At 51.6% G+C, this 22,988-nt stretch carries 20 protein-coding genes and 1 pseudogene; 11 read left to right on the top strand and 10 right to left on the bottom strand.

The genetic code is table 11. The annotated features are described in order from the left end of the window. Positions 1-11: 11 nt before the first annotated feature. The 7 genes from LC084_RS11610 to LC084_RS11580 all read right to left on the bottom strand — a co-directional run bounded on the left by LC084_RS11610 (position 12) and on the right by LC084_RS11580 (position 7,567). Positions 12-890 (bottom strand): phytanoyl-CoA dioxygenase family protein, encoded by an 879-nt coding sequence (locus tag LC084_RS11610; protein WP_226571388.1) that lies wholly within the window; start codon positions 888-890, stop codon positions 12-14. Positions 891-1,092: 202 nt separating this feature from the next. Beyond that, positions 1,093-2,388 carry an NAD(P)/FAD-dependent oxidoreductase gene (locus tag LC084_RS11605; protein WP_226571387.1) on the bottom strand — a complete coding sequence of 432 codons (1,296 nt, stop codon included), beginning with the start codon at positions 2,386-2,388 and terminating at the stop codon, positions 1,093-1,095. A 71-nt stretch (positions 2,389-2,459) separates the two neighbouring features. Then, positions 2,460-2,879 carry a RidA family protein gene (locus LC084_RS11600; protein ID WP_226571386.1) on the bottom strand — a complete coding sequence of 140 codons (420 nt, stop codon included), beginning with the start codon at positions 2,877-2,879 and terminating at the stop codon, positions 2,460-2,462. 32 nt (positions 2,880-2,911) lie between these two features. Continuing rightward, the gene (locus LC084_RS11595; protein ID WP_264193499.1) at positions 2,912-4,045 is read right to left on the bottom strand and encodes a tyramine oxidase subunit B; all 1,134 of its coding nucleotides are present in this window, start codon (positions 4,043-4,045) and stop codon (positions 2,912-2,914) included. A 2-nt stretch (positions 4,046-4,047) separates the two neighbouring features. Next, the gene (locus LC084_RS11590; RefSeq protein ID WP_226571385.1) at positions 4,048-4,998 is read right to left on the bottom strand and encodes an NAD(P)-dependent oxidoreductase; all 951 of its coding nucleotides are present in this window, start codon (positions 4,996-4,998) and stop codon (positions 4,048-4,050) included. 573 nt (positions 4,999-5,571) lie between these two features. After that, a complete protein-coding gene (gene rtcR / locus LC084_RS11585; protein WP_226571384.1) occupies positions 5,572-7,155 on the bottom strand; it encodes an RNA repair transcriptional activator RtcR in 1,584 nt (527 codons plus the stop codon). 187 nt (positions 7,156-7,342) lie between these two features. After that, positions 7,343-7,567, bottom strand: a complete 225-nt coding sequence (locus LC084_RS11580; RefSeq protein WP_226571383.1) for a hypothetical protein — start codon at positions 7,565-7,567, stop codon at positions 7,343-7,345. A 66-nt stretch (positions 7,568-7,633) separates the two neighbouring features. Between LC084_RS11580 and LC084_RS11575 the strand changes: the two genes are divergently transcribed. From LC084_RS11575 to LC084_RS11560, 4 genes and pseudogenes are all read left to right on the top strand, one after another. After that, a complete protein-coding gene (locus LC084_RS11575) occupies positions 7,634-8,764 on the top strand; it encodes a slipin family protein (RefSeq protein ID WP_226571382.1) in 1,131 nt (376 codons plus the stop codon). 30 nt (positions 8,765-8,794) lie between these two features. Continuing rightward, entirely contained in the window at positions 8,795-9,580 is a 786-nt protein-coding gene (locus LC084_RS11570) for a nucleotidyltransferase domain-containing protein (RefSeq protein WP_226571381.1), read from the top strand. A gap of 2 nt (positions 9,581-9,582) precedes the next feature. Continuing rightward, positions 9,583-9,777: pseudogene (locus LC084_RS11565) on the top strand (DUF817 family protein); the annotation flags it as partial. Between the two features lie 83 nt (positions 9,778-9,860). Further along, positions 9,861-10,877: an alpha/beta fold hydrolase gene (locus LC084_RS11560; protein WP_226571380.1), complete on the top strand. Its 1,017-nt coding sequence runs from the start codon at positions 9,861-9,863 to the stop codon at positions 10,875-10,877. Positions 10,878-10,932: 55 nt separating this feature from the next. Here LC084_RS11560 and LC084_RS11555 read toward each other — a convergent pair whose 3' ends face one another. From LC084_RS11555 to dapF, 3 genes are all read right to left on the bottom strand, one after another. Next, positions 10,933-12,228 carry an ABC transporter substrate-binding protein gene (locus LC084_RS11555; RefSeq protein WP_226571379.1) on the bottom strand — a complete coding sequence of 432 codons (1,296 nt, stop codon included), beginning with the start codon at positions 12,226-12,228 and terminating at the stop codon, positions 10,933-10,935. Then, a complete protein-coding gene (locus LC084_RS11550) occupies positions 12,225-13,823 on the bottom strand; it encodes a methyl-accepting chemotaxis protein (RefSeq protein WP_226571378.1) in 1,599 nt (532 codons plus the stop codon). The genes LC084_RS11555 and LC084_RS11550 overlap by 4 nt, the downstream gene beginning before the upstream one ends. A 174-nt stretch (positions 13,824-13,997) precedes the next feature. After that, positions 13,998-14,882: a diaminopimelate epimerase gene (dapF, locus tag LC084_RS11545; RefSeq protein ID WP_226571377.1), complete on the bottom strand. Its 885-nt coding sequence runs from the start codon at positions 14,880-14,882 to the stop codon at positions 13,998-14,000. Between the two features lie 437 nt (positions 14,883-15,319). Here dapF and LC084_RS11540 point away from each other — a divergent pair, with 437 nt between their 5' ends. The 7 genes from LC084_RS11540 to preA all read left to right on the top strand — a co-directional run bounded on the left by LC084_RS11540 (position 15,320) and on the right by preA (position 22,986). Beyond that, positions 15,320-16,153, top strand: a complete 834-nt coding sequence (locus LC084_RS11540; RefSeq protein ID WP_226571376.1) for an ABC transporter ATP-binding protein — start codon at positions 15,320-15,322, stop codon at positions 16,151-16,153. After that, entirely contained in the window at positions 16,143-17,039 is an 897-nt protein-coding gene (locus LC084_RS11535) for an ABC transporter permease (RefSeq protein ID WP_226571375.1), read from the top strand. Before LC084_RS11540 ends, LC084_RS11535 begins: the two co-directional genes overlap by 11 nt. Then, the gene (locus LC084_RS11530; RefSeq protein WP_226571374.1) at positions 17,039-18,106 is read left to right on the top strand and encodes an ABC transporter permease; all 1,068 of its coding nucleotides are present in this window, start codon (positions 17,039-17,041) and stop codon (positions 18,104-18,106) included. The genes LC084_RS11535 and LC084_RS11530 overlap by 1 nt, the downstream gene beginning before the upstream one ends. A gap of 132 nt (positions 18,107-18,238) precedes the next feature. Further along, the gene (locus LC084_RS11525) at positions 18,239-19,255 is read left to right on the top strand and encodes an ABC transporter substrate-binding protein (RefSeq protein ID WP_226571373.1); all 1,017 of its coding nucleotides are present in this window, start codon (positions 18,239-18,241) and stop codon (positions 19,253-19,255) included. Positions 19,256-19,310: 55 nt separating this feature from the next. Beyond that, positions 19,311-19,958, top strand: coding sequence for a TetR/AcrR family transcriptional regulator (locus LC084_RS11520; RefSeq protein ID WP_226571372.1), 648 nt, complete (start codon positions 19,311-19,313; stop codon positions 19,956-19,958). Positions 19,959-20,288: 330 nt separating this feature from the next. Further along, a complete protein-coding gene (locus LC084_RS11515) occupies positions 20,289-21,689 on the top strand; it encodes an NAD(P)-dependent oxidoreductase (protein WP_226571371.1) in 1,401 nt (466 codons plus the stop codon). Further along, positions 21,682-22,986: an NAD-dependent dihydropyrimidine dehydrogenase subunit PreA gene (gene preA / locus LC084_RS11510; protein ID WP_226571370.1), complete on the top strand. Its 1,305-nt coding sequence runs from the start codon at positions 21,682-21,684 to the stop codon at positions 22,984-22,986. The genes LC084_RS11515 and preA overlap by 8 nt, the downstream gene beginning before the upstream one ends. Positions 22,987-22,988: the final 2 nt, after the last annotated feature.

The raw sequence follows: 22,988 nt of genomic DNA, 5'->3' as shown, positions 1-22,988 counted from the left end.
GTGAATATATATTAATTCGCGGCTGTCTCAGTACGTTTGAAATATTCACCCAGTTCTTCAAAATCGACTGTCCAGAGGCTACCGCCTTCAAGTACTGTGTTGTGGAAAGACCGAAATCCCAGCATTTGTTGTGCACGTTGCGTCATGGTTTTTGCCATTTCTAATGGCATAATCAGGGGCAGTGCTTCTTCAGGGGTAAGCCAGCCAACATTAAACCCCATAGCCATTGCTCTGCGAGGTTTATTCATTGTGATATTGGCTCCCGCGCCATGGATCGTTTTGCCACTCATTAAGAATGCATCACCTTTCTCCATTTCGATAGGGTAAGTGTCTTCAGGATTTCCAGGTTGGAAATAATCATCCCATAAGTGACTACCTGGTATAGCGCGGGTCGCACCCATTTCTTCTGTGTAATCAGATAGCGCAACAATGCAATTCATAATAACCTCCGGGGCCTCTTTCCCGTAACGTTTGAAAATAGGGTAGACTTCCAGGTCACGGTGAAGTATTTGTGCCTTTTCACCTGGTTGTACTTCCATAATTTGTGCTGTACATAACCAATATGAATCACTTACCTCTTTGAAAATGGTATCAAGGCAAGAGAGTAATAATGAATTATTTAAAAATTCATCGCGGAATGTTTGACTTAAAATTGGAACTCGAGTAAGCCTTTTTGTGTTTCTTCCGGCAAACTCACGCATGGATTCAGGCATGTGTTCGACCCCAACACCTTTTGTCGCGATATAGGGCTCGAGGTCATTATTCAGGGCATCAACATCATCTTTGAATAAGCCTTTAATAAGAACATACCCATGTTTTTTGTACATGGCATAAGCTAATTCAGCACTATCAGTTGCATAAATAGTTGCATCGTCAAGATTGAAACGCATGGCGGCTCCTTATCAATAATGGTTTGTTAGATACTCGGTATTAAAAAGAGTCCTGTGACAAAAAATTATAACCTGTTACTGCAAATGGACTATCCAGTTATGGCAATACAAGGCGACATGAATTAACAAAAATAGGCAGGAATAACAAGGAATACGCCAGGGGTGTTATTTGACGGATTCCTTTCATCATAAATGGTGATAATTAATGAAATCGAGTAAAACGGTAAGGTGCCGGGTCGACAATTGGTGTATCCTGGCAAATTAAGTCCGCAGCTAGTTGCCCGGCAGCCGGGCCTGTGCCAAATCCGTGTCCTGAAAAGCCACATGCAATGGTCAAACCAGGGAGCGAATCTACATAGTCGATAACAGGCAAGGAATCGGGCGTGACATCAATGACACCAGCCCAGTCTTCGGCTATACACGCACCAGAAAAAATTGGCCAGGCACGCCCCAGGTTGTTTAATGCATCCTGATTAAGTTGTCTGTTTGGTTCAGGGTTCAGTGTGCGGACAGATTCAAACGGTGTTTGCTGCTGGCTGTTCCAGCGGCGGGCCAGGCGTAAGTCATTGAAAAAATGCGAACCAAAACGAACATTCAGATACTGCCGCCCGGTGCGAAATTGTTGCCGGTGTTGCCAGCCGATTTTCAGATGGTCTAACGTAATTGGTGCATCTACTTTTCCCCGTTGTGTGATGATAAATCCCCCATCCCGATGTCGCCGGAAAGAAAAATCAGGTGCACCAACTGCAATTTCCGTTGGACCATCCATAGGCGTTGTGCGTAAGACGGAACATATGACCGGCAATGTCGGTAGTGAAACGCCGGTATTACCAAGAAACCGTCTCGACCAGGCTCCGCCAGCCAACAATACCTGACGACAATGAATTTCCCCCCGTTCGGTCACCACCCCTGAAATCTTACCTGCAGAAAATGACAGTGTTCGGGCTGCACACTGTTGTATTATCGTCGCACCTTTATTCATTGCCGCAATGCTAATTGCACTGCAGGCAATGTCAGGTTCGGCACGGCCATCAGAAGGGGTGTAGAGTGCTCCTGCCCACTTTTCTCTACCACCGGGAATGCGTTCCTCTATTTCTCGATTGCTGAGTAACCGGGAGCCAGGAGCGAGGGTAGCGGTAGCATTAAGCCAGGATTCGTGCCATGCCAGCAAGGATTCAGTATTCGCCAGGAACATAATTCCTTGCTGGCGATACCCAACATCCAGTCCAACGCGTTTAGCCATATTTTGCCAAAGTTCGTCGGCTGCCTGGGCCAGTGGGAGATCCTGAGCATGGCGACTGGTCTTGCGGATCCACCCCAGATTACGTGAGGACTGCTCCGCACCAATGCTGCCTTTTTCTATCAAAACTACAGGGATATTTCGTTCTGCCAGTGTCAGTGCTGCCGTGACACCAATAATGCCACCACCGATAACAACCACTTCTGTCGATGACGGGAGTTGATCATGGGTTGTTACGCGCATTAACTGTTTCGTCATAATCTTGTCCGGGTCAGCCAAAAAAATAAATGGCCCCTTAACCACCGGGGCCGGGTTGTTACGACGTGGTTTCAGTTCAACATGATGGTGGTGGTTTCCGCTTTGCCTGCACCGAGCCAGGCCGTGACTTCAATTTCTACTTTATAAATGGTCGAGCCTAATGGCGGGCATGTCATTGTCATTGCGGGGTTAATACCCCGAAAACGTTCACCAACACAGGTCATAACAGCCCGTGTATCCTCTGGATTTTGAATAAAAATCCGTGATGCGACCACGTCGGCAAGTGTGGCATCAACTGCAGTAAGTGCACGGGCAATGTTATTGATAACTTGCATCGTTTGTTCCGCCGGGTCTTCGGGAATCTCCTGGGTTTCAGGATTACGCCCTGCAGTATTGGATACATAAATCCAGTTATCGACTTTCACCAAACGTGAATAGCTGAGTAATGATTCATACTGGTTCCCGGTACTCACTTTAGTCACAATGGCCATATATATTTCTCTCTTGTTGCGATTGCAGGGAATTAACGCAGTTCAGGGGTTTGCCACAGGTTGAGTGTCACACCTATCTGGTTCTCTACCGCGTTGTGATAGATTTTTGTCGCCCAGGCAACGTCTTCAACTGGCATACCACCAACGGATAAGACAATAATTTCATTGTTATTTTTTCTCCCTGGTTGCTCGCCAGCTACAATTGCACCCAAGTCTTCAATTTCATCACGGGACATTTCACCGTCGTGGATCATGTCCATAAATTGCATGCCGACCATGGGCACATAGTTATGAGTGGGTTTGGGGATTTCAGCGAACCAGGCTTCATATAGCCCTGTATTATCGAGAACTTTGCGGACTTCAGGTGTTTTCATATCGTCGTCAAGGGTGCAACCGGCGGGCATGGCAAGAAATGCACCTGGCTTGAGCCAGGTACGTTTCACTTTCGGGTAGTTATGTGCGCCAATCGGGCCTGAGGTGCAATAAGCGATAATATCGGCATCATGAACCAGAGACTCCAGTGTGTCGGTGACCTCCAGTTTTTTGATTTGTGGGTAATGAGTACGCACCCAACTGATAAATTCACTAAGGCTTTTATCTCCACGGCCTTTGACTTTGATGGTATCGATTTCTGGGCGTGCCGCAATAAATGCGGCTACCGCTGTTTTTCCCATCACTCCGGGGCCAAGCAGGGCAATTACGCGGGAATCTTTACGTGCTAAATAACGTGCACCCACGCCAGGAACTGCTCCTGTCCTGTATGCTGAAAGGAGATTAGCTGACATGAAGGCCAAAGGTGCTCCGGTATCGATATCGCTCAGAATCATCATCAGTACCGAGCGTGGCAATCCCTTTTCTTTATTTTCTATGTTTGAGCCATACCATTTCACTCCGCATGTCTGAAAGTTTCCGCCGAGATAGGCCGGCATAGCCATCAGGCGTCGATCCGTGGTTGGCTTAGGCATACCAGGAAAAGGTGAGTTTTCCGGAAAAATAACCATAGCGCCATGGGAGTCATTATTGACTCCTGACATGCGGTAATCCCCTTTATGGAGTAAGGTAAACATCTCCTCCATTGCATCCACACAGGCTGGCATATTGGTGACACCTGCTTTAATCATGTCTTGCTCTGACAAGTAAATAAAATCGATCTTCGGGTTATACATAATCAAACCTCGGCATTATCAGGAATAACGGGTAGTGATAACGGGGATACAATCGCTTCAGTCTTTTCAGATGCTGTACGGAACACATGAATTAATGCGGCAAGATCATCATTTCCATGGCCGGCTTTGATTGCCTGGCGGAATATTTGCTGGGCAAAACGAGGGAATTGAGTAGATATTTGTGCGGATTCAGCCTGCTCAACCAGGCGATCCACTGCCCCTGAATAGGTAAAAATAGATGCAAGAGTATGAGAGAAGTCACCGTTAATCATGGTATTGGCAACATCGTTCAGTTGCCCGGTGATCATAGGGATCCCACCAATCAGCATCTCTTTGTAGGCATGGAGGCTGATACCTTCTGATTCGCAGATACGCACTCCATGGGTGAGACCGAGTACCGCTGCAATCCAGAAACAATAATTCGCTTCATCCATTGCTGATGCCGTACCAGGATCCTCACCCAGATGAATAATTTCACCAGCCAGAGCCGCAAGCTGTTTTTGTGCTTTTTCATATGCAGTGACGGAACCTGACACCAGAATGAATGCATCTTTGGTTCCAATCGAGTCGGGCCAGCACATAATCGAGCCATCGAGGTAATGCCCCCCGTGCTGTTGTACCCACGTTGATAACTGCCGGGCCTCTTCTGGCGTACCTGTTGCCAGTTGGATAATCACTTTACCTTGTAGCCCTGCCGGCAAGTCAGCCTGAGCGAGCACCTTATGTGTGACTTCATAGTTAGTCAGATTTAAAAGGATCACTGGGCTGGTGAGAAGTGCCTGTGAAACGTTTTCTGCTAACCATGCTCCTTGTTGCATGAGTTGGCGGGATTTAGCCTGTGTGCGATTCCAAACAGCAACGCAGGCACCGGTGTTAAGTAAGGTTTTCGCCAGAGCACGTCCCATGGGGCCGAGTCCTATAACCGAAATATCTGTTTGCTTAAGACCAAACATCGTAATCCTCCAAAACGCACAACCTGTTAATGAGAAGTGATGGATGCGATAGTAAGCAAAGCAAAAATGAGGGTATTGAAGATTTGCGACATGATAGTGATTTAATGAATTTAGCTGACTTAATGAGGGAGACCCCCTCAGTGACAATCAAATTCATTAGATCTATATTGCGGGCCACAACCAGAAGCCGTGATATATATTTGCCAGCACGCTTAAAATTTTATTTCATATCAAGAGAAAAGCAGACCCCTCAGCCATACCGACTGTTTTCACAACTTGCCGACGGGGAATGGAGGCCAGGTTTTTTATTTGGTTTGCAATATGCTCACATAACCACTTATGCGCGGAGTAACAGTGAATCCGTTCAGGACAAAGCTGGATTATTCCCCTGATATGCTCTTAGCCAGACTATTTCCCCCAGAGGGAACGAGGCTTATTATTATTCCAGTCAGCGTGTTGTAACACTCCCTGCACTCTGGTAGTTGCAGATATTGCCATTACACCTCTGCAGAACCCCTGAGAATGACAAATCAAGTATCGACGGGTTGGCCAGAGTTTACACCGCTCAACAGGCTATTTCACATCATCCCAACTGAGCCCAAAGCGCGCCAGGTATTTGCGTAACCGGTCGGCATCATTCGGGTTGGCTTTTTTCTGCCGGGACACGGCAAATAATTCTCGCCCTGCCTGGGAAAGGGTTGAAGAACGCTGGCAAACCTCAATCACAGTTTCTAACTGGCGCTGGTCGAATAAATCCAGTTGGCTGATATCGACAGGTAAGGGTGGTACTGAATGTGCAGGAGGGTTCCAGTTTGCCTGCAAACGGGCAATTTCTTCGTCTACCAGTGATTCCGTAATACGCCCTTGTTCTGCAAGCGTTGCCATGCGTGCGATTGAACTGCCCAGTTCGCGGAAGTTACCGCGCCACTGTGCGCCGGCAGAACAGGCAAAATCCTGGTAGCGGGCGAGCGCTTCTTTATCAAAACGAATTTGTGCCTGGTGGTCGCGGGCATAGCGGCCCAGCTCATAGTGAATATTTGGCGCGATATCTTCCCGGCGTTCAGCAAGGCCTGGTAAGCGGAACGTCCACATATTAATACGGGCGAATAAATCCTCCCGAAAGTGACCTTGCGCCACCCACTCATGCATATTGCGGTGCGTACCGGCAATCAGTTGGAAATCACTGTGGACTTCTTTATCTGAACCAAAAGGGAAAAACGTTTTTTCTTCGATAGCCTTCAGGAGCATCGCCTGCTCATCCAGCCCCAGTTCGGCAATTTCATCCAGAAACAGCACGCCGCCATCGGCCTCGCGCAGCAAGCCGCTTCGGGCCTGCAAAGCGCCAGTAAAAGCACCTTTCACATGGCCAAATAGCGTAGACATGGCGTTATCGCCCCGCAAAGTTGCGCAGTTCACAGCAACCAGTTGCCCGGTTACCAAATGGCGGGCCTGGCGCAATTGATAAATACGCCTGGCCAGAAACGACTTCCCGGCACCTGTTGGCCCGGTCAGCAACACCGGTGCAGATGAACGCAGTGCCACTCGCTCAATCTGGTCGATGGTGCGGTTAAAGCCTGGGTTGCGGGTTTCAATGCCAGATTTCAGAAACGAAACTGACTCTTGCTGTTCATGCTGAAAGCGGCTGGTGAGTTTAGCGTAACGGCTCAGGTCGAGATCAATCGTGGAACAGGTGCCTGCGGGGGAAACGGGTTCATCTCCCTGGCGTTTGGCCGGGCTGGTTTGCAACAGGTTGGCGGGCAGGTAGCGGGCTTCGGTTAACAAAAACCAGCAAATCTGCGCCACATGGGTACCTGTGGTGATATGCACCAGGTACTCTTCATGCTCGGTGTCGAACGGGTAGTGTGTGGCGAAATCGAGGAAAGCGGCATACACCTCTTCAAAATCCCACGGGTCATTAATCGCAATAGCGTGAGTGTTTACCGTCGTCTCTGGTGAAACCTGTTGAATATCCTGCTGCACCGCAGATACCAGGTTGATATCTGTGGGCTGGTGTAATAACTCCAGGCGGTCAACCGGCATGCCTTCCTGCATGCATAACCCAACGGTCGGGCGCCACTTTTTCATCCGGTTGGCGCGTTTACCACGCCTGTCCAGTTCAGTTCCCAGTACACCTATCACAACCCGGCGTTTATTCATGTTTATCCTAAAAGATAAAAAACGATAAATAAGGATATAAAAATGCCAGGTGGTGAACAAGTGACACTCATTCCATTTATAATAAATGCATTATATTTCAGTTAGTTATTAGTTTATTTTGCGCTTTTATGGTTTTTGGCACGGAACTGGCAATGTTATCTACGTCAGCATGTTGGAATTGCCGGAGTTAACAACTCTCCGCCAGCGCACCAGGAGCGATACGGTCGTTATCCGGGGTGTGTTCCGCCAGCAGAACGACATTAGCGAAAAGTCGGTTATGCCAGGTTCGATTCCTGGGTTCGCACCTCTTATGGGAAGAGTTAATAAACAGATGTAGTACAACGGGTTGCTGCCAGTCTGGAGTGGCCCCCTGGCAACCACCGGTAATGGTGCCGGGCCGTGGGCAAAACAACGTTTCCCCTGCGGTTTCGCCCCTGCATCCGTGGTTGCACTGGTATTCAAAAATGAGGAAAACAACATGGCTAAAAAAATCACAATACGGAAAGGTCAGATTGGTTTGCTGGCGCAACACGAAGAAATTGAAAAAATTCTGGAAGCGGGCCAGCACCATTTACCCTGGTTTTCGGCAGCCGAAGTGCAGTTGATAAAACTGGATGGCAGCATTGTGGATGACGAACTCAGTGGCTATTTGCGCCACTACAAACCCGAGTGGGTGGCGCGGTATTGCCTGGAAGCAGACACCAGTCAAGAGGAAGTGGGGGTGTTGTATTGCGATGGTGTGTTGCAGGCATTGATTCCCCCTTCAACGCGCCGTCTGTACTGGCAGAACCAGGGGGCATTACGCCTGGAACGCGTAGCGGTTCAGGACGTGAAGTTACCCGAAGCGCTGCAAAACCTGCTGGTGAAATCTCGCACCGGAAGTGCGGCGGTTAAAGGCCGGGACATTGTGGTGAGCGTACAAGTCCCTGCCTGGCATACCGGGGTGCTGAAAATAGATGGCGTAACCCAGGAACTGTTACCGCCCGGCGTGCATGCGTACTGGAAGGTAAACCACCTGGTGGAAGCGGAAGTGGTTGATTTGCGCTTACAGGCACTGGAAGTGAGCGGCCAGGAGATCCTGACCAAAGACAAAGTCAGCATTCGCCTGAATATGGCGGTGAACTGGCGCTACCAGGATGTATTGAGCGCATTTGCACAACTGACTAAGCCACTGGAATACCTGTACCGGGAAGTGCAGTTCGCGCTGCGCCAGGCTGTGGGAACCCGCTCGCTGGACGAATTGCTGGAAGACAAACTGGTGCTGGATGGCATCGTGGGTGAGCAAGTAACACAGCGCCTGGCGCCCTTTGGTATTGAAATTGCGTCTGTCGGCGTGAAAGACATTATCTTGCCTGGCGATATGAAGGCGATTTTAACCCGGCTGGTTGAAGCGGAAAAATCAGCGCAGGCAAATGTTATCCGTCGCCGTGAAGAAACGGCAGCAACCCGCTCTTTGCTGAATACAGCCAAAGTGATGGAAAACAACCCGGTTGCGTTGCGGCTCAAAGAAATGGAAACCCTGGAAAAAGTGGCTGAACGTATTGATAAAATTTCAGTATTTGGTGGGCTGGACCAGGTACTACAGGGATTAGTGAAAATTAATGTGTAACCCGGCAACAGGCCAAAAAAGGAGAAGAAAATGGCAACATTAGCAGTGGACGCCGCCATGCAGAGCCGTGTGCGGCACACATTACAATCTGTAGAAAGTCGGTTTGGGGTGAAGGTGCTTTATGCCTGTGAATCCGGGAGCCGTGGGTGGGGCTTTGCCTCACCAGACAGCGACTACGATGTACGGTTTTTATATGTTCACCCGGCCGAGTGGTACTTGCGGGTTGAACCGCAACGCGATGTCATCGAACTCCCTATCGATGATGAGCTGGATGTCAGTGGCTGGGAGTGGCGCAAAGCCCTGGGGCTATTAAAAGCTGCCAACCCTACGTTGCTCGAATGGCTGAACTCCCCGGTGGTTTACCTGCAGGATGACTGTGTGATGGCTGAGTTGCGCGCACAGCAACCCGACTGGTTCTCACCTGTCAGGGCTCGCTGGCACTATTACTCAATGGCGCGCAAAAACTTTCGTGGTTATTTGCAGGGCGACACGGTGCGGCTGAAGAAATACTTTTATGTGCTGAGGCCTTTGCTGGCAGTGCGCTGGATTGAGGCCGGGCTGGGGCAGCCACCAGTACTGTTTCAGGAATTACTGGCAAAAACAGTTACTGATGCCTGCCTTCTGGCGGAAATCGAACAGTTACTGGAAATCAAACAGCGCACCGGGGAGGCCGGGTATGGCCCGCGCAGGGAGCACCTGCACGCGTTTATTGAACACGAGCTGGAAAGAGGGGAAATCCCACCGGAATTACCTTTGAGCGCCACAGGGAAAACAGGGGCGCTCGACAGCCTGCTGTACCGCACGGTAATGGGGTAACGGTGCTGGTCGGTTTTTTTATCTGGCTGGCGGAGAATATCAGCACATTTATGGGCGTGTGGCGTTACCCCAACCAACTGGGTGCCTGGTCAGTGGTGCATGTGGGCAAACGGAGTTCATGGAGTTTACTGGTATTAATGAGTTTCACACTGAGTTCACGGCCTGCAATAACAGCAGGCCGTGTATTTCCTGCCTGACTCACCGCAAATAGCACGTTTTTCCCCTGTCACTTAACTGAAACCGTTATACCTGGTGCCTGGTTTTTATATGGAGGTGGATAATGGGAATACGTGTTTTACCTGCAGCTTTACTGTCGCTTTGTTGTGCTTTTCCTGTATGGGCACAAACGCAAACCCCCAGCTATGGGTTACAACTGGAAGGTTTTAACTACGCCTGGCCTGCCCGGCATTTTACCTTTACTTCACAGGGGCAGTCCCTGGAGATGGCGTATCTGGATATTCGCCCGGAAAAGGCGAATGGGCAGGTTGCGGTGCTGATGCATGGCAAAAACTTTTGCTCAGATACCTGGGAAGGCACTATTCGCTTGCTGTCATCACAGGGTTACCGGGTAATAGCACCGGACCAAATCGGTTTTTGCAAATCCAGCAAACCGGCAGCTTACCAGTTTAGCTTTCAGCAACTGGCAGAAAATACCCACCAGTTGCTGAGTCACCTGGGAATAACCCGCTTTCGCCTGATGGGGCACTCCACCGGTGGGATGCTGGCGACGCGTTTTGCACTGATGTACCCGGAATCCGTGTCGCAACTGATTCTGGTGGACCCGGTTGGCCTGGAAGACCTGAAACGCAAAGGCGTGCCTTACCGCACTATCGACCAGTGGTACCAAAAAGAGCTGAAAACCACTGCTGCTTCTATTCGCAAATATGAACAGCACACTTACTATGCCGGTGAGTGGAAACCCGCATGGGATAAATGGGTGAACATGCTGGCGGGTATGTATAACGGCCCGGGCAAACAGCGTATAGCCTGGAACTCTGCACAACTGTACGACATGATTTACACCCAGCCCGTTATGTATGAATGGGGTGATTTACACATGCCGGTGCTGCTTATGGTGGGTAAGAAAGACAATACCGCGCCGGGGAAAGATGGTGTGCCGCCTGCGGTGCAGGCCACACTGGGTAACTATGCTGTTCTGGGTAAAGAAGCGGCCAGCAAAATGCCGCATGCCACGCTGGTTGAATTCGATAACCTGGGCCACGCCCCACAAATTCAGGACCCTGCGGTGTTTAATGCTGCGTTATTAAAAGGTATGGCTGCCGTCAGCGGAAAATAACAGCCTGAAATAACTGCCCCATCTGGTTAAGCATGGGGCAGTTGTCTTTTGGTGGTTAGTGGACTTTCTGCCGCACATCCAGCACAGCCTGCTGGTTGGCGCTCAGGGTTTCATCCACCGTCAGTTTGCCGGTTAACAGGTTAGCGATGTTCTGCGCTACCTGGCTGCCCATCTGGTCGAACCCGGGAATACTGACATACTGAATTCCCTGGTAGGGTACCGGGTTCAGTGTCGGTGTTTCCGGTGAAGCCGTTTCCATGGCAGCCAGCACTTGCCTGGCGTAAGGAGCCAGTGCCTGGTAGCCTGCTTCAGCATAGGTCGATTGCCTGCTGCCAGGAGGAACAGAGCCCCAGCCCACCACTTTGGCAACCTCCTGGATATACCCACGGGAAGTGGCCCAGGCAATGAAATCCATCGCCTGTTCCCGCTGTGAACTGTTAGCCGGTACCGCCAGCGCCCACGCCCACAACCAGTGAGAGCCATTACGGGTAATGTCATGAGGTGCTGAGGTAAACCCCAGTTTGTCGGCGACCAGTGAAATCTGCGGGTTGGTCAGCAGCCCGGCGGCAACGGTGCTGTCTACCCACATGGCGCATTCCCCTTGAGCCGTCAGGCGCAGGATCTGCCCAAAACTGTTGTCTACGGTATCGGGCGGGCCGTACTCATGCACCATTGCCACATAGTCAGTCAGAACCCGCCGCCATTCTGGTGTGTTCATGGTGGGGGCCCAGCTTTCATCGAACCACTGTGCGCCATAGGAATTAGCCATGGTGTTGATGAGGGCAACGTTATCGCCCCAGCCCGGTTGCCCGCGCAGGCATAAACCATAAATACCTTTGCTCTTATCCGTTAGTTCGGCCGCAAAATGCTGAATATCCTGCCAGGTGGGCTCTGCTGGCATGCTGAGCCCTTTTGCTGCAAACAAGTCTTTGCGGTAATACGTCATACTGCTTTCACCATAAAATGGCAGGGCATACAGCGTGTTATGCCATGAAAGCGCTTTGCGCAGTGGGGGCAGTAAATCATTCACATCATAACTGTCGGGTAAATTATTCAGTGGCGCGAGCCAGCCTTTTTCTCCCCATAACGGTGCTTCGTATGTGCCGACGGTAATCACATCAAAACGTTCTCCGTTACCTTCCATTGAGGAATAAATGGTTTTTCTGAGTGCACCATCGTCCATAACATGCCATTGCAAATGGACACCAGGGTGAGACTGCTCATACTGGTTTGAGAGCTGCTGCATAATCGTCATATCGCCATTACTGATGGTGGCGATTTTCAGCGTTGTGTCGGCCCAGCTGAGCGCCGGGAATACCAGGCAAAGTGTAGCCAGTAACTTGCGCATCATGCCTCCTTGTATTCAATCGCGGTGTGAGTTGCCGTTCCAGGCAGCGCTTTTTCACTATTTTGCGTGTGGAAAAAGGCCATTTTTTCCACTAATAAATCAGCATGCTGGCGTACTGTTTGGCTGGCGTGGCTTGCTTCCTGCACCAGTGAAGCATTTTGTTGAATAGCGGTATCCATCAGGTTCACCGCCGCATTGACTTGCTCAATGCCGCTTGATTGTTCCCGGCTGGCAACGGCAATTTCACCCACAATATGAACCACGCGTTCAACGCCCTGGTTAATTTCATTCAGCATGTCACCAGAGCGGCTGACCAGGTCACTCCCGGTATTAATTTTGCTTACGCTTGCGTCTATCAGGGTTTTGATTTCAGCCGCTGCTTTTGCCGAACGCTGGGCTAACTGTCGCACTTCGGTGGCAACTACGGCAAAACCACGCCCTTGTTCACCCGCTCTTGCGGCTTCCACCGCAGCGTTCAGTGCCAGTAAGTTAGTCTGGAAGGCCAGTTCATCAATCACCCGGTTGATATCGGCAATTTGGTTACTGGCTTCTTCAATTTCACGCATGGCGCTTACCGCGCTGTTTAAAACATCGCTACCACGTTGTGCCTGTTCACGCACCGTGGTTGCCAGTGCATCTGCCTGTGAAGCGTTTTCCGCGTTGTGTTTCACAGTGGCAGTCATTTGCTCCATGCTGGCAGCGGTTTCTTCAAGGGAGCTCGCCTGGGAGTGCGTGCGCTCAGAAAGGTCGTCGTTGCCCTGAGCCATTTGGCGTGCCGCATCACGCAGAATGTCGGCACTGCTGCTGACATCCTGCACGATATCTGACAGGCGCACATCCATTGTGGAGAGTGACTGCATCAGTTCCCCCAGTTCATCGCGTGTGCTGGCAGTGACCTGGTGGTTCAGTTCACCATTGGCAATGGATTCCGCCAGGTTACGGGCGCGGGAAAGTGTCTGGTGCAGCGAGCGAATCAGCAGCCAGCCTGCAATAATGCCTGCCAGTAACCCGACAATCAGCATGACTACAAGGCTGTTACGTGTCAGCAGATAGGCGCTGTGACTTTGCTGGTAAGTGTTCTCCGCCAACGTGCGCATTTGGGCATCGAGGTCATCAATATTCTTTGCCATCGCCCTTGAGTGGACTCGCAGGCGGGTTTCAATCACCACCAGGGCTGCGGAAGGGTTGCCTTGCTTGAGCAGGCTCCCCGCTTCATTCAGCGCCTGCTGGTAATTGTCGAGGTCCTGGAAAAAACTGTCGCGCAGCCCGGCAATGTCTTTATGGGTATCCAGGCCTGCCCAGGCTTTACGAGCGGTGGCAATTTTTTCACTGTCGTCCTGAATAATGGCGAGCCGGGTTTCGACTTCACTTGCGCTGGTCCAGTAACGTAACGCTTCAAATAATGTAGAAGACTGGTTTTGCACCATGCGGTACAAACGGGAAGAGTATTGCAGTGGCAGCAGTTCAGTACGGTAAGTGCTTTCTGCCCGTTGTTCTGCACTGTGCAGGCCAAAGATCCCCCAAACAGAGGTGATCACTAATAAGATACAGAGAAAACCAATTATACCGATTAAACGCGCCCGAACGGTCATTTTCATTCTGAACTCCCGGTGAGTAACAAGTTGTAGGAGGAAAGTTATTTTTATCTATCTGCTATCGACTAATCGGGGAATAACTTGAAGGGAATACACAGAATATGTGCGGTTGCTGCTGATTTATGTGTATTAAAGCCGGGCAAAGCGGGAAGCCCGGCTTCATTTCGGGATTTGAGCTTAACAGGGTATATCAAAAAAACAGTCGTTATCTAACTGAATAGTAGCAACTTTCTGTACCGGGCCACGCATTCTGACCTGGAAATCTTTATTCAGCGTAATGGTGAGCTGCCCGCCTGGCATATGCACAGTGACTTGTTCATCCACTAACCCCAGTTTGTACATGGCACTGGCGGCGGCACAACTGCTGCTGCCGGAAGCCAGGGTATAACCGGCTCCCCGTTCCCAAATACCAATATTGATATTATTGCGGTCCAGCACTTCCACAAACTGCACATTGGTGCGCCGGGGGAATAAGGGCAAGGTTTCCACTTGCCCACCCAATTGTTGTACCAGGTTCAGGTCGAGCTTTTCCACACGGATAACGCAATGTGGGTTGCCCATGGAAACCAGGGTGGCCTGCCAGGATTTACCGCCCAGCATTAATGGCAGAGCCAGTGCTTCTGTGCCTTCTACTAATGCTGGCAGGGCGGCAGGGTTAAAACGGGCTTCGCCCATATCCACAACCACTTGATGTGCCCCTTCTTCCACCAGGCAGGAAACCTGGCCGCCAAGGGTATTTACTTTAAAAGGCGTGTGCGCCACGCGGCCGCAATCGAACAGATAACGGGCATAGATCCTCAGCCCATTGCCGCTTTTTTCAGCTTCTGAAGCATCGGGGTTAATAATACGCAATGTGGGGGTATCGCCGTCATCGCCATCCACCAACAGGCCATCGGAGCCAATGCCATAATGGCGGTCACAAATGCGCTGGATCTGCTGGTTAGTCAGTTGTGCCGCCACACTGTGGTGGCAGACCAGGTAGTCGTTGCCAAGCCCGTGGTAGCGGTGGAAGGTAAGCGGGTTTTCCATGGTGAGTTCCTGAAAGTCATTAACAATTTTCATCAGCAAACCATACCGTTTTTTGCCGGTTATGCCAGTGTTGCTGTTCTGGCAGAAAGAATGTTCAGTATCGGGCAGCAGATATTAGTCATTCTGATAGCCATGACGGTATTTTTGCTGGTTTTTCCGCCAACTGCCACAAAGGTGGTGGGTATCTGTCACTAACAGCAACTGCGCCCCTTTTATAGGATGGCAGTTGCTGTCTTTTTCATCACCTTTTCAGCGCGCTTACCCTGGTTTTTATCGTTCTCACTTCTTTCTTGCCCCATCACAAAGCAATTCTGTTGTTTTTTGCACCACATCTGGTCAATAAAAGTTCATATCTTGCTGCCAATTGCTGCAAACATGCTGTGTACTTGCGATTTTTCACTCTGGCACAGAAATGGCATAACCAAGAGAAACTTAACCAACCAGTCAAAAATTGACAGGGGAGCAGGGGAATGAGCCAGCTAATGTATGAGGAAGAATCTGCAGTGGTGTCTTTAAAACCCGCCACTGCACGGCCAGCCATTACGGTACGTGATGTGAATGTCATCTACCCGGCGGCTGACCAGCCAGTACATGCACTTAAAGATGTCAGGCTGACAATTCGCCAGGGTGAGTTTGTCTCTTTCATTGGGCCATCCGGTTGCGGAAAAACAACCTTACTGCGTGCCATTGCCGATCTCGAACAGGTCAGTTCAGGTGAGTTACTGGTCAACGATATGTCTCCTTCTGAAGCCCGCCAGTCCGGGGCTTATGGTTATGTCTTCCAGGCACCTGTGTTGCTCCCGTGGCGCACGGTGCTGGCGAATGTCATGTTGCCATTACAGATTCAGGGTGTGCCGCCAGGCCGGTGTGATGAAATTGCCCGTGAGCAACTGGCGCGTGTTGGGCTAAAAGGGTTTGAGAAAAAGTACCCCTGGCAGTTATCCGGTGGGATGCAACAGCGTGTCTCCATTGCCCGTGCTTTAGGTTTTGAACCCAAAATATTGATGATGGATGAACCTTTCGGCGCGCTGGATGAGCTGACCCGCGATAACCTCAACCAGCAACTGCAACAACTGTGGTATCACGAACAACGCACGATGGTGTTTGTGACGCACTCCATTTCTGAAGCGGTATACCTGTCCACCAAAATCGTCATTATGTCTCCCCGGCCTGGGCGCATTATTAAAGTGATTGATTCGCCTCTGCCTGCTGAACGTGACCTTGCGATCCGCGATACAGCTGCATTTATGCAGCTATCCCAGGAAGTAAGGGAAGCGCTGGTGGAGGGGCATCATGACCACTAAAACGCTCACCTGGGGGCGGCGTTTAACGTTCCATACTCTGCCTGTCAGTGTGGTGCTGCTGGCGGTGATTGTATTGTGGTATGCCCTGGCTGTGGCGCTGAATGCCCATGGCACCATTGACCGGGTGTTGTCCCACCGTGCATCCTGGAATACGGCAGACCTGATTGTTGCCTCGCTAAATGCCACTCGCCCGTTACTGCCCGCACCCCACCAAATTGTTGCCGATATTTGGAACAGCCTGACTCAATGGCCGGTGACATCACCACGTAACCTGCTATTGCACACCTGGGTGACGGCCAGTGCAGCACTAACCGGTTTCGCTATGGGGGTGGTGCTGGGGATTTTGCTGGCGGTGTGTATTGTTCATTCGCGCACACTGGATAAAGCATTGTTGCCGTGGATTGTGGCCTCACAAACCATTCCGGTGCTGGCTATTGCACCCATCGTGCTGATAATCCTCGGCAGCATGGGGATAACCGGTATGTTGCCCAAGGCGACGATCGCCATGTACTTGTGCTTTTTCCCGGTCACGATAGCCACCGTTCAGGGGCTGCGTTCCCCGCAAAAAATGGAGATGGAGCTGGTACACACCTGGGCGGCCAGCCGGATCCATATCTTCTGGATGGTGCGCCTGCCTTCTGCCTTGCCGTATCTGTTCCCCGCTTTTCGTGTCGCTATTGCCAGTGGGCTGGTGGGCACCATGGTAGCAGAGCTGCCGACAGGCGCGCAGGCCGGGTTAGGGGCTCGCCTGCTGACCGGTTCTTATTACGGCAACACAGTGCAAATTTGGTCGGCGCTGGTTATGGCGTCGCTACTGGGCCTGGCATTAACCGGCATGGTCACACTGGCTGAGCGCCTGGTCATGCGTAAGCGTAAGGGGGTGTGATGAAAGGTAAAACTATTCCGGGGGTTATCCCACTGCTGCTGGCTCTGCTGTTACTGGTTTTATCCCTGGTTCAACTCTCCGTTACCCCGCAGGCAAACGGTGTGCTGGTGGCGGTAAACCTGGTGCTGATCATCAGTGCGCTTCTGGCCTGTTCACCCACATTGCCGGTCTGGCGCATGGCGGCTTTTGCCATCACCCTGGCAGCGGGCACCGTTTGGCTGGCATGGCTGCCGTTCAGTGGGTTAACTCTGGCGGCGGTAGCATTACTGGCGGTGGTCAGTGTGCAGCGCCTTGCCCGCACGCCACTACCCGCAAGCCTGGTCGCCAGCTTGTTGGGGCTGTGGATTCTGGTGTTTTGGCAAATTCTGGTCACGGCGTTTGATGTGCCACAGGTCATTTTACCTGCGCCACTGGCGATTGTTTCAGCGCTGGTGAGCAGCTTAGGTATGCTGATGGGCGATGTCCTGCAAACGGTGATTAAGTCTGTGCTGGCGGGTTATGTACTGGGAAGCGGGCTGGGTATTGTGGTTGCTTTATTGATAGACCGCCTGCCTTTCCTGCAACGCGGGTTACTGCCGGTTGCAAACCTGACCAGTACCGTGCCGTTAGTGGGTGTGGCACCCATTGCGGTGATGTGGTTTGGTTTCGACTGGCCTTCCAAAGCGGCTGTTGTCACCCTGGTCACTTTTTTCCCGGCGTTGGTGAGCACGCTGGCAGGCCTGAAATCCTGCGGGAAAATGGAGCAGGAACTGATGTATTGCTATGCCGCCACGCCGCGCCAGAGCCTGCTTTCCTTGCGCCTGCCTGAAGCCATGCCGTTCATTTTTAGTGCTCTGAAAGTGAATGCAACGCTGTCATTAATTACCGCCATTGTTGCGGAGTTTTTTGGCTCGCCCACTGCCGGGCTGGGCTTTCGTATTTCTACCGAATCTGCGCGTATGCATATGCCGGTGGTGTGGTCTGCCATTGTGGTGGCCTCAGTTGCTGGTTCTCTGATGTACGCCCTGGTTGTTCGCCTGGACCGGCGGATTAATTTCTGGCATCCCACAGTGCGTGGTATGTCGTAAGCGAAGTGAATGAAAAATAACGTTAATTAATGATGCTTAGCACGTTTGTATTCCCTTTTTAATACCGGTAGCTGGTAGCGGTGTGCCGGAATGATTCTGGGGATATACATACCTAACCCGAGGAGTTACTCAATGATAAAACGTTCTGCTTTTCGCCGGGGATTGTTGCTGGCGGCAATGTCTGCGACGCTCGCCTTCCAAACCTTTGCCGCAGAGAAAGTAACGCTCCAATTAAAATGGGTGCCGCAAGCACAGTTTGCTGGTTATTACGTGGCGCAGGCGAAAGGCTTTTATCAAAAAGAAGGTCTGGATGTCACTATCAAGCCTGGCGGAACAGATATTTCGCCAGTCCAGGTGATCGCCGGTAAATCTGCAGATGTCATTGTTGACTGGCTGCCTGATGCCCTTGCTTCCCGCGAGGCTGGCGTTCCATTAGTGAATATTGCTCAGGTGTATGACCGCTCGGGCATGATGCTCACCTGTAAAAAAGCCAGTGGCATTAAAACCCCGGCGGACTTTAAAGGTAAAACCCTTGGAGTCTGGTTTGGCGGCAACGAATACCCCTTCTTTAACTGGATGAACAAACTGGGGCTGAAACCGGGTAAAGATATCACCATCTTAAAACAGGGCTTCAACGTTGACCCGCTGTTACAAGACCAGGCGGCCTGTATCTCCACCATGAATTACAACGAATACTGGCAGTTAATTGACGCTGGGCTGAAAAAAGATGAACTGATTAATTTCCCGTATGAAGACGAAGGGGTTTCAACCCTGGAAGACGGCTTGTACGTACGTGGCCCGGACCTCAAAGACCCGGCGTTTGTTAGCAAAATGGCGAAATTCCTGAAAGCGTCATTTGAAGGGTGGAATTATGCCGTTAAACACCCGGAAGAAGCGGCGAAAATTGTAGTCGCTGAAGATGCCTCCGGTGCTTCCACCGTGGAAGGGCAAACACGCCAGATGGAAAATGTCGCCAAACTGATAACCAACGCGAACACCCCAAAAATTGGCTGGCTTGACCCGGCAGCCTACCATCGCACCATTGATGTTCTGCTGCACAGTGGCGGCGATACCCCGGTGATTAAGAAAGACCCCGGCGATGCTGCTATGACCCACGCAGTATGGGATGCCGCTGCCAAATTGCAGTAATACTTCTGCGCCAGGGAGGGCGCATTTCATTCGTTTCGGAGGCGTAAGTTAACTAATGAATGATGTATTGCTCAGTGGCATGGTGGAAAGCCCAGAAAAAGGGCGTATTCGCCAGGACAATGAAGCCGTTATCCTGCCCGCAGCTGAGCGGGTGTTTGCCCGTTATGGTTTTCGCGGTGCGACCATGCAACAAATAGCCGATGAAGCCCAACTCCCCAAACCCAATCTTCACTACTACTTTGGCAATAAACAAAACCTGTATCTGCGGGTGCTGGAGCGCATTCTCCATGACTGGCTGGCTCCCCTTGAGGCCATGGTGGCGGATGCAGACCCGAAAGTGGCGCTGGAGTCTTATGTACGAAAAAAAATCCGCTTTAGCTTTACTCGCCCGGATGCCTCGAAGCTGTTTGCCAATGAAATATTGCAGGGGGCGCAGGTGGTGCACCCGTTACTGCAAAATCAGTTACGCCAGTTGGTGGCTGAAAAAGCACGCATGCTGGATGGCTGGATAGCGCAGGGAAAGTTACGCGCAACTGACACCACCCACTTCTTTTTTACCGTCTGGTCGATGACCCAAACCTACGCCGACTTTGATATTCAGATAGCCGCAATTTTGGGCAGTGATGCTCACAGCAAAGGCGCTGAAGAGCGTGCAACCCAGCATGTGCTGAGTTGTGTTTTGCGGATTTGTGGCCTTGAGTAACAGCGGGCTTATTGCTTTTAAATGTGGCTAACGGTGTCAAAAATGGTGCGAAATGCACCAAAATGAAGAGAAGCATTGAATTTCTTAAAGGGTGCTGATGGCCTTAAGCCTTATTTTTGAAGGGTTAAGGGAAGATGAAATAAATGGCATGCAAATCGCATGGGTATTCCTGAAAACTTAACCATTTGGTCAAAAATTTGCAGCCAGCCTTTTCGTGAACTGCATCTTTCAGGAGAAGCATAATGAGCACAGACTTCCCGCAGTATGTTGTTGTTCGTTGCCCCACCGAGCTGCCCCTGTTCCATTTTTGGCAAGTGCAGGAGGTGGCTTGTGAATAAACATGCACCTTTGGGTATTGATCTGGCTGGCGTACAGGCTGGCAGATTAGCCCCGGCAGATTACGCGCGTGAGTTTGCCGATTGCGAAGCCCCACTCACAGCACACCAGGCTGTAACAGAAGCTGACCGTTGCCATTACTGCTATGACGCGCCGTGCAGCCAGGCATGCCCGGCAGATATCGATGTTCCTGGTTTTATTCACCGTGTGGCACAAAACAATACGCGTGGTGCCGCCGAACTGATTCTCTCAGCCAATGTGCTGGGGGGGATTTGCAGCAGGGTTTGCCCAACAGAAAACCTGTGCCAGCAGGCTTGTGTGCGTAACGCACAGGATGGCAAACCGCTGAACATTGCATTGCTCCAGCGTTTTGCCACCGACCAGTTCTTTGCTGATGGTGGCAAGCCGCTGTTTATTCGTGCTCCCGCCACCGGGAAGCGTGTGGCCGTGGTTGGTGCAGGGCCCGCAGGCCTGACTGTTGCGCATCAACTTGCAGTTGCAGGCCACGAAGTGGATATGTTTGACGCCAGCCCGAAAGCGGGTGGGCTGAATGAATATGGCCTTGCGCGCTACAAAGTGGGCGAAGACTTTGCCAGCAAAGAAGTGGCATGGCTGTTGTCCGTGGGCGGCATTCATTTTCACCCACAAACCCGCCTGGGGCAGGATGTTCACCTTAATACACTGCGTGAAGAGTATGACGCTGTTTTCCTCGGCCTGGGGCTTGCGGCTGTTAACAGCGTAAGCCTGGGCTCGGCAGAACCCGCAGGCGTAATGGATGCCGTTGATTTTATTGCCCGCCTGCGCCAGAGCACAGACCTCAGCCAGTTGCCCGTTGGCCGTAACGTGGTGGTGATTGGCGGTGGGATGACGGCGATTGATGCCGCCGTTCAGGCGAAGAAGCTCGGTGCGCGTGATGTCACGCTGGTGTACCGCCGTGGGGCTGAATCCATGAAAGCCTCACCCAAAGAACAGGCGTTTGCCAAAGACAATGGTGTCACGCTGCGTTACTGGTCTGCACCGCTGGCGTATGAACAGCAAAATAACCAGGTGACTGGCGTGACGTTCAGTGTGGTGACCCTAAGTGACACCGGGCTGGTGGACAGTGGCGAGCACTACACACTGACGGCGGACTGGGTACTGAAAGCGGTTGGTCAGACTTACGATCCGGCCCCGGCAGGCGCGGCGATAACCCTTAAACAGGGCCGCATCTTAACCAATGAACAGGGCCAGACTTCGTTGCCGGGCGTCTGGGCGGGGGGCGACTGTTGCTTCGGTGGCCTTGACCTCACGGTCGATGCGGTGCGGCAGGGAAAAATCGCCGCAGGTTCCATTGCACAGGCACTTTCTGTTTCTTCATCTCACGCTGATTTCGCTGGGGAGCACGTTCATGGCTGATTTACAGAGTAATTTTTTAGGCATCCACAGCCCTAACCCTTTCTGGCTCGCCTCTGCGCCGCCAACCGACAAGGCCCTGAATGTGGAACGCGCATTTGCCGCAGGCTGGGGTGGCGTGGTGTGGAAAACCCTCGGGCTGGACCCTCATGTGGTTAACGTCAGTGGCCCACGTTACAGCACGTTGCGTGGCGCAGACCGTAAAGTCCTTGGCCTGAATAATATTGAACTTATCACTGACCGCAGCCTCGCCATTAACCTGGAAGAAATTGCCCAGGTGAAAAAACGCTGGCCGGACCGGGCGATTGTGGTCTCTATCATGGTGCCCTGCGAAGAAGACGCCTGGAAAACTATTCTGCCGCAGGTGGAAGCAACCGGCGCTGATGGCATTGAACTGAACTTTGGTTGCCCGCACGGGATGAGTGAACGGGGCATGGGCGCGGCAGTGGGCCAGGTGCCGGAATATATTGAGATGGTCACCCGCTGGTGCAAACAGTATTGCAGCCTGCCGGTTATCGTCAAACTGACCCCAAATATCACCGATATCCGCTACCCCGCCAGAGCCGCACGGGCGGGTGGCGCAGATGCCGTTTCACTGATCAACACCATCAATTCTGTGATGGGTGTTGACCTGGATTCCATGCTGATGACGCCCCATACCGGCAATAAAGGTTCCCACGGCGGCTACTGTGGCCCGGCGGTGAAACCCATTGCCCTGAATATGGTGTCTGAAATTGGCCGCGATGCACAAACCCAGGGGCTGCCGATTTCCGGTATCGGTGGGATTTCCACCTGGCGCGACGCGGCGGAATTTATCGCCCTCGGTTGTGGCAACGTCCAGGTGTGTACTGCCGTGATGGTTAATGGTTTCCAGATTGTGCGCGACATGATTAGCGGCCTGGAAAACTACATGGACCAGAAAGGGTTCCGCACCATTGAAGATTTCCGCGGCATGGCGCTGGGCAGTGTTACCGACTGGCGTTACCTCAACCTGAATCATGTTGATAAAGCCGTAATTGATCAAAGCCTGTGTATTAAATGCGGGCGTTGCCACCTGGTGTGCGAAGACACCTCTCACCAGGCCATCTCTACCTTACAAGACGGTGAACGCCACTTTGAAGTGCGCGAAGAAGATTGCGTTGGCTGCAACCTGTGTGCCTCTGTCTGCCCGGTAGAAAACTGTATTTCTCTGCGTAGTTTGCAACCCGGCGAAGTGGATAAACGCACCGGTAAAGTGGTGACCGACCAGTATGCCAACTGGACAACGCACCCCAATAACCCGATGGCAACCACCGCCTGAAC

The organism is Mangrovibacter yixingensis (assembly GCF_020523985.1).
Taxonomy (GTDB): Bacteria; Pseudomonadota; Gammaproteobacteria; order Enterobacterales; family Enterobacteriaceae; genus Mangrovibacter; species Mangrovibacter yixingensis.
The sequence above is the reverse complement of the archived record's forward strand: the minus strand, read 5'-3'. Positions and strand labels throughout refer to the sequence as shown.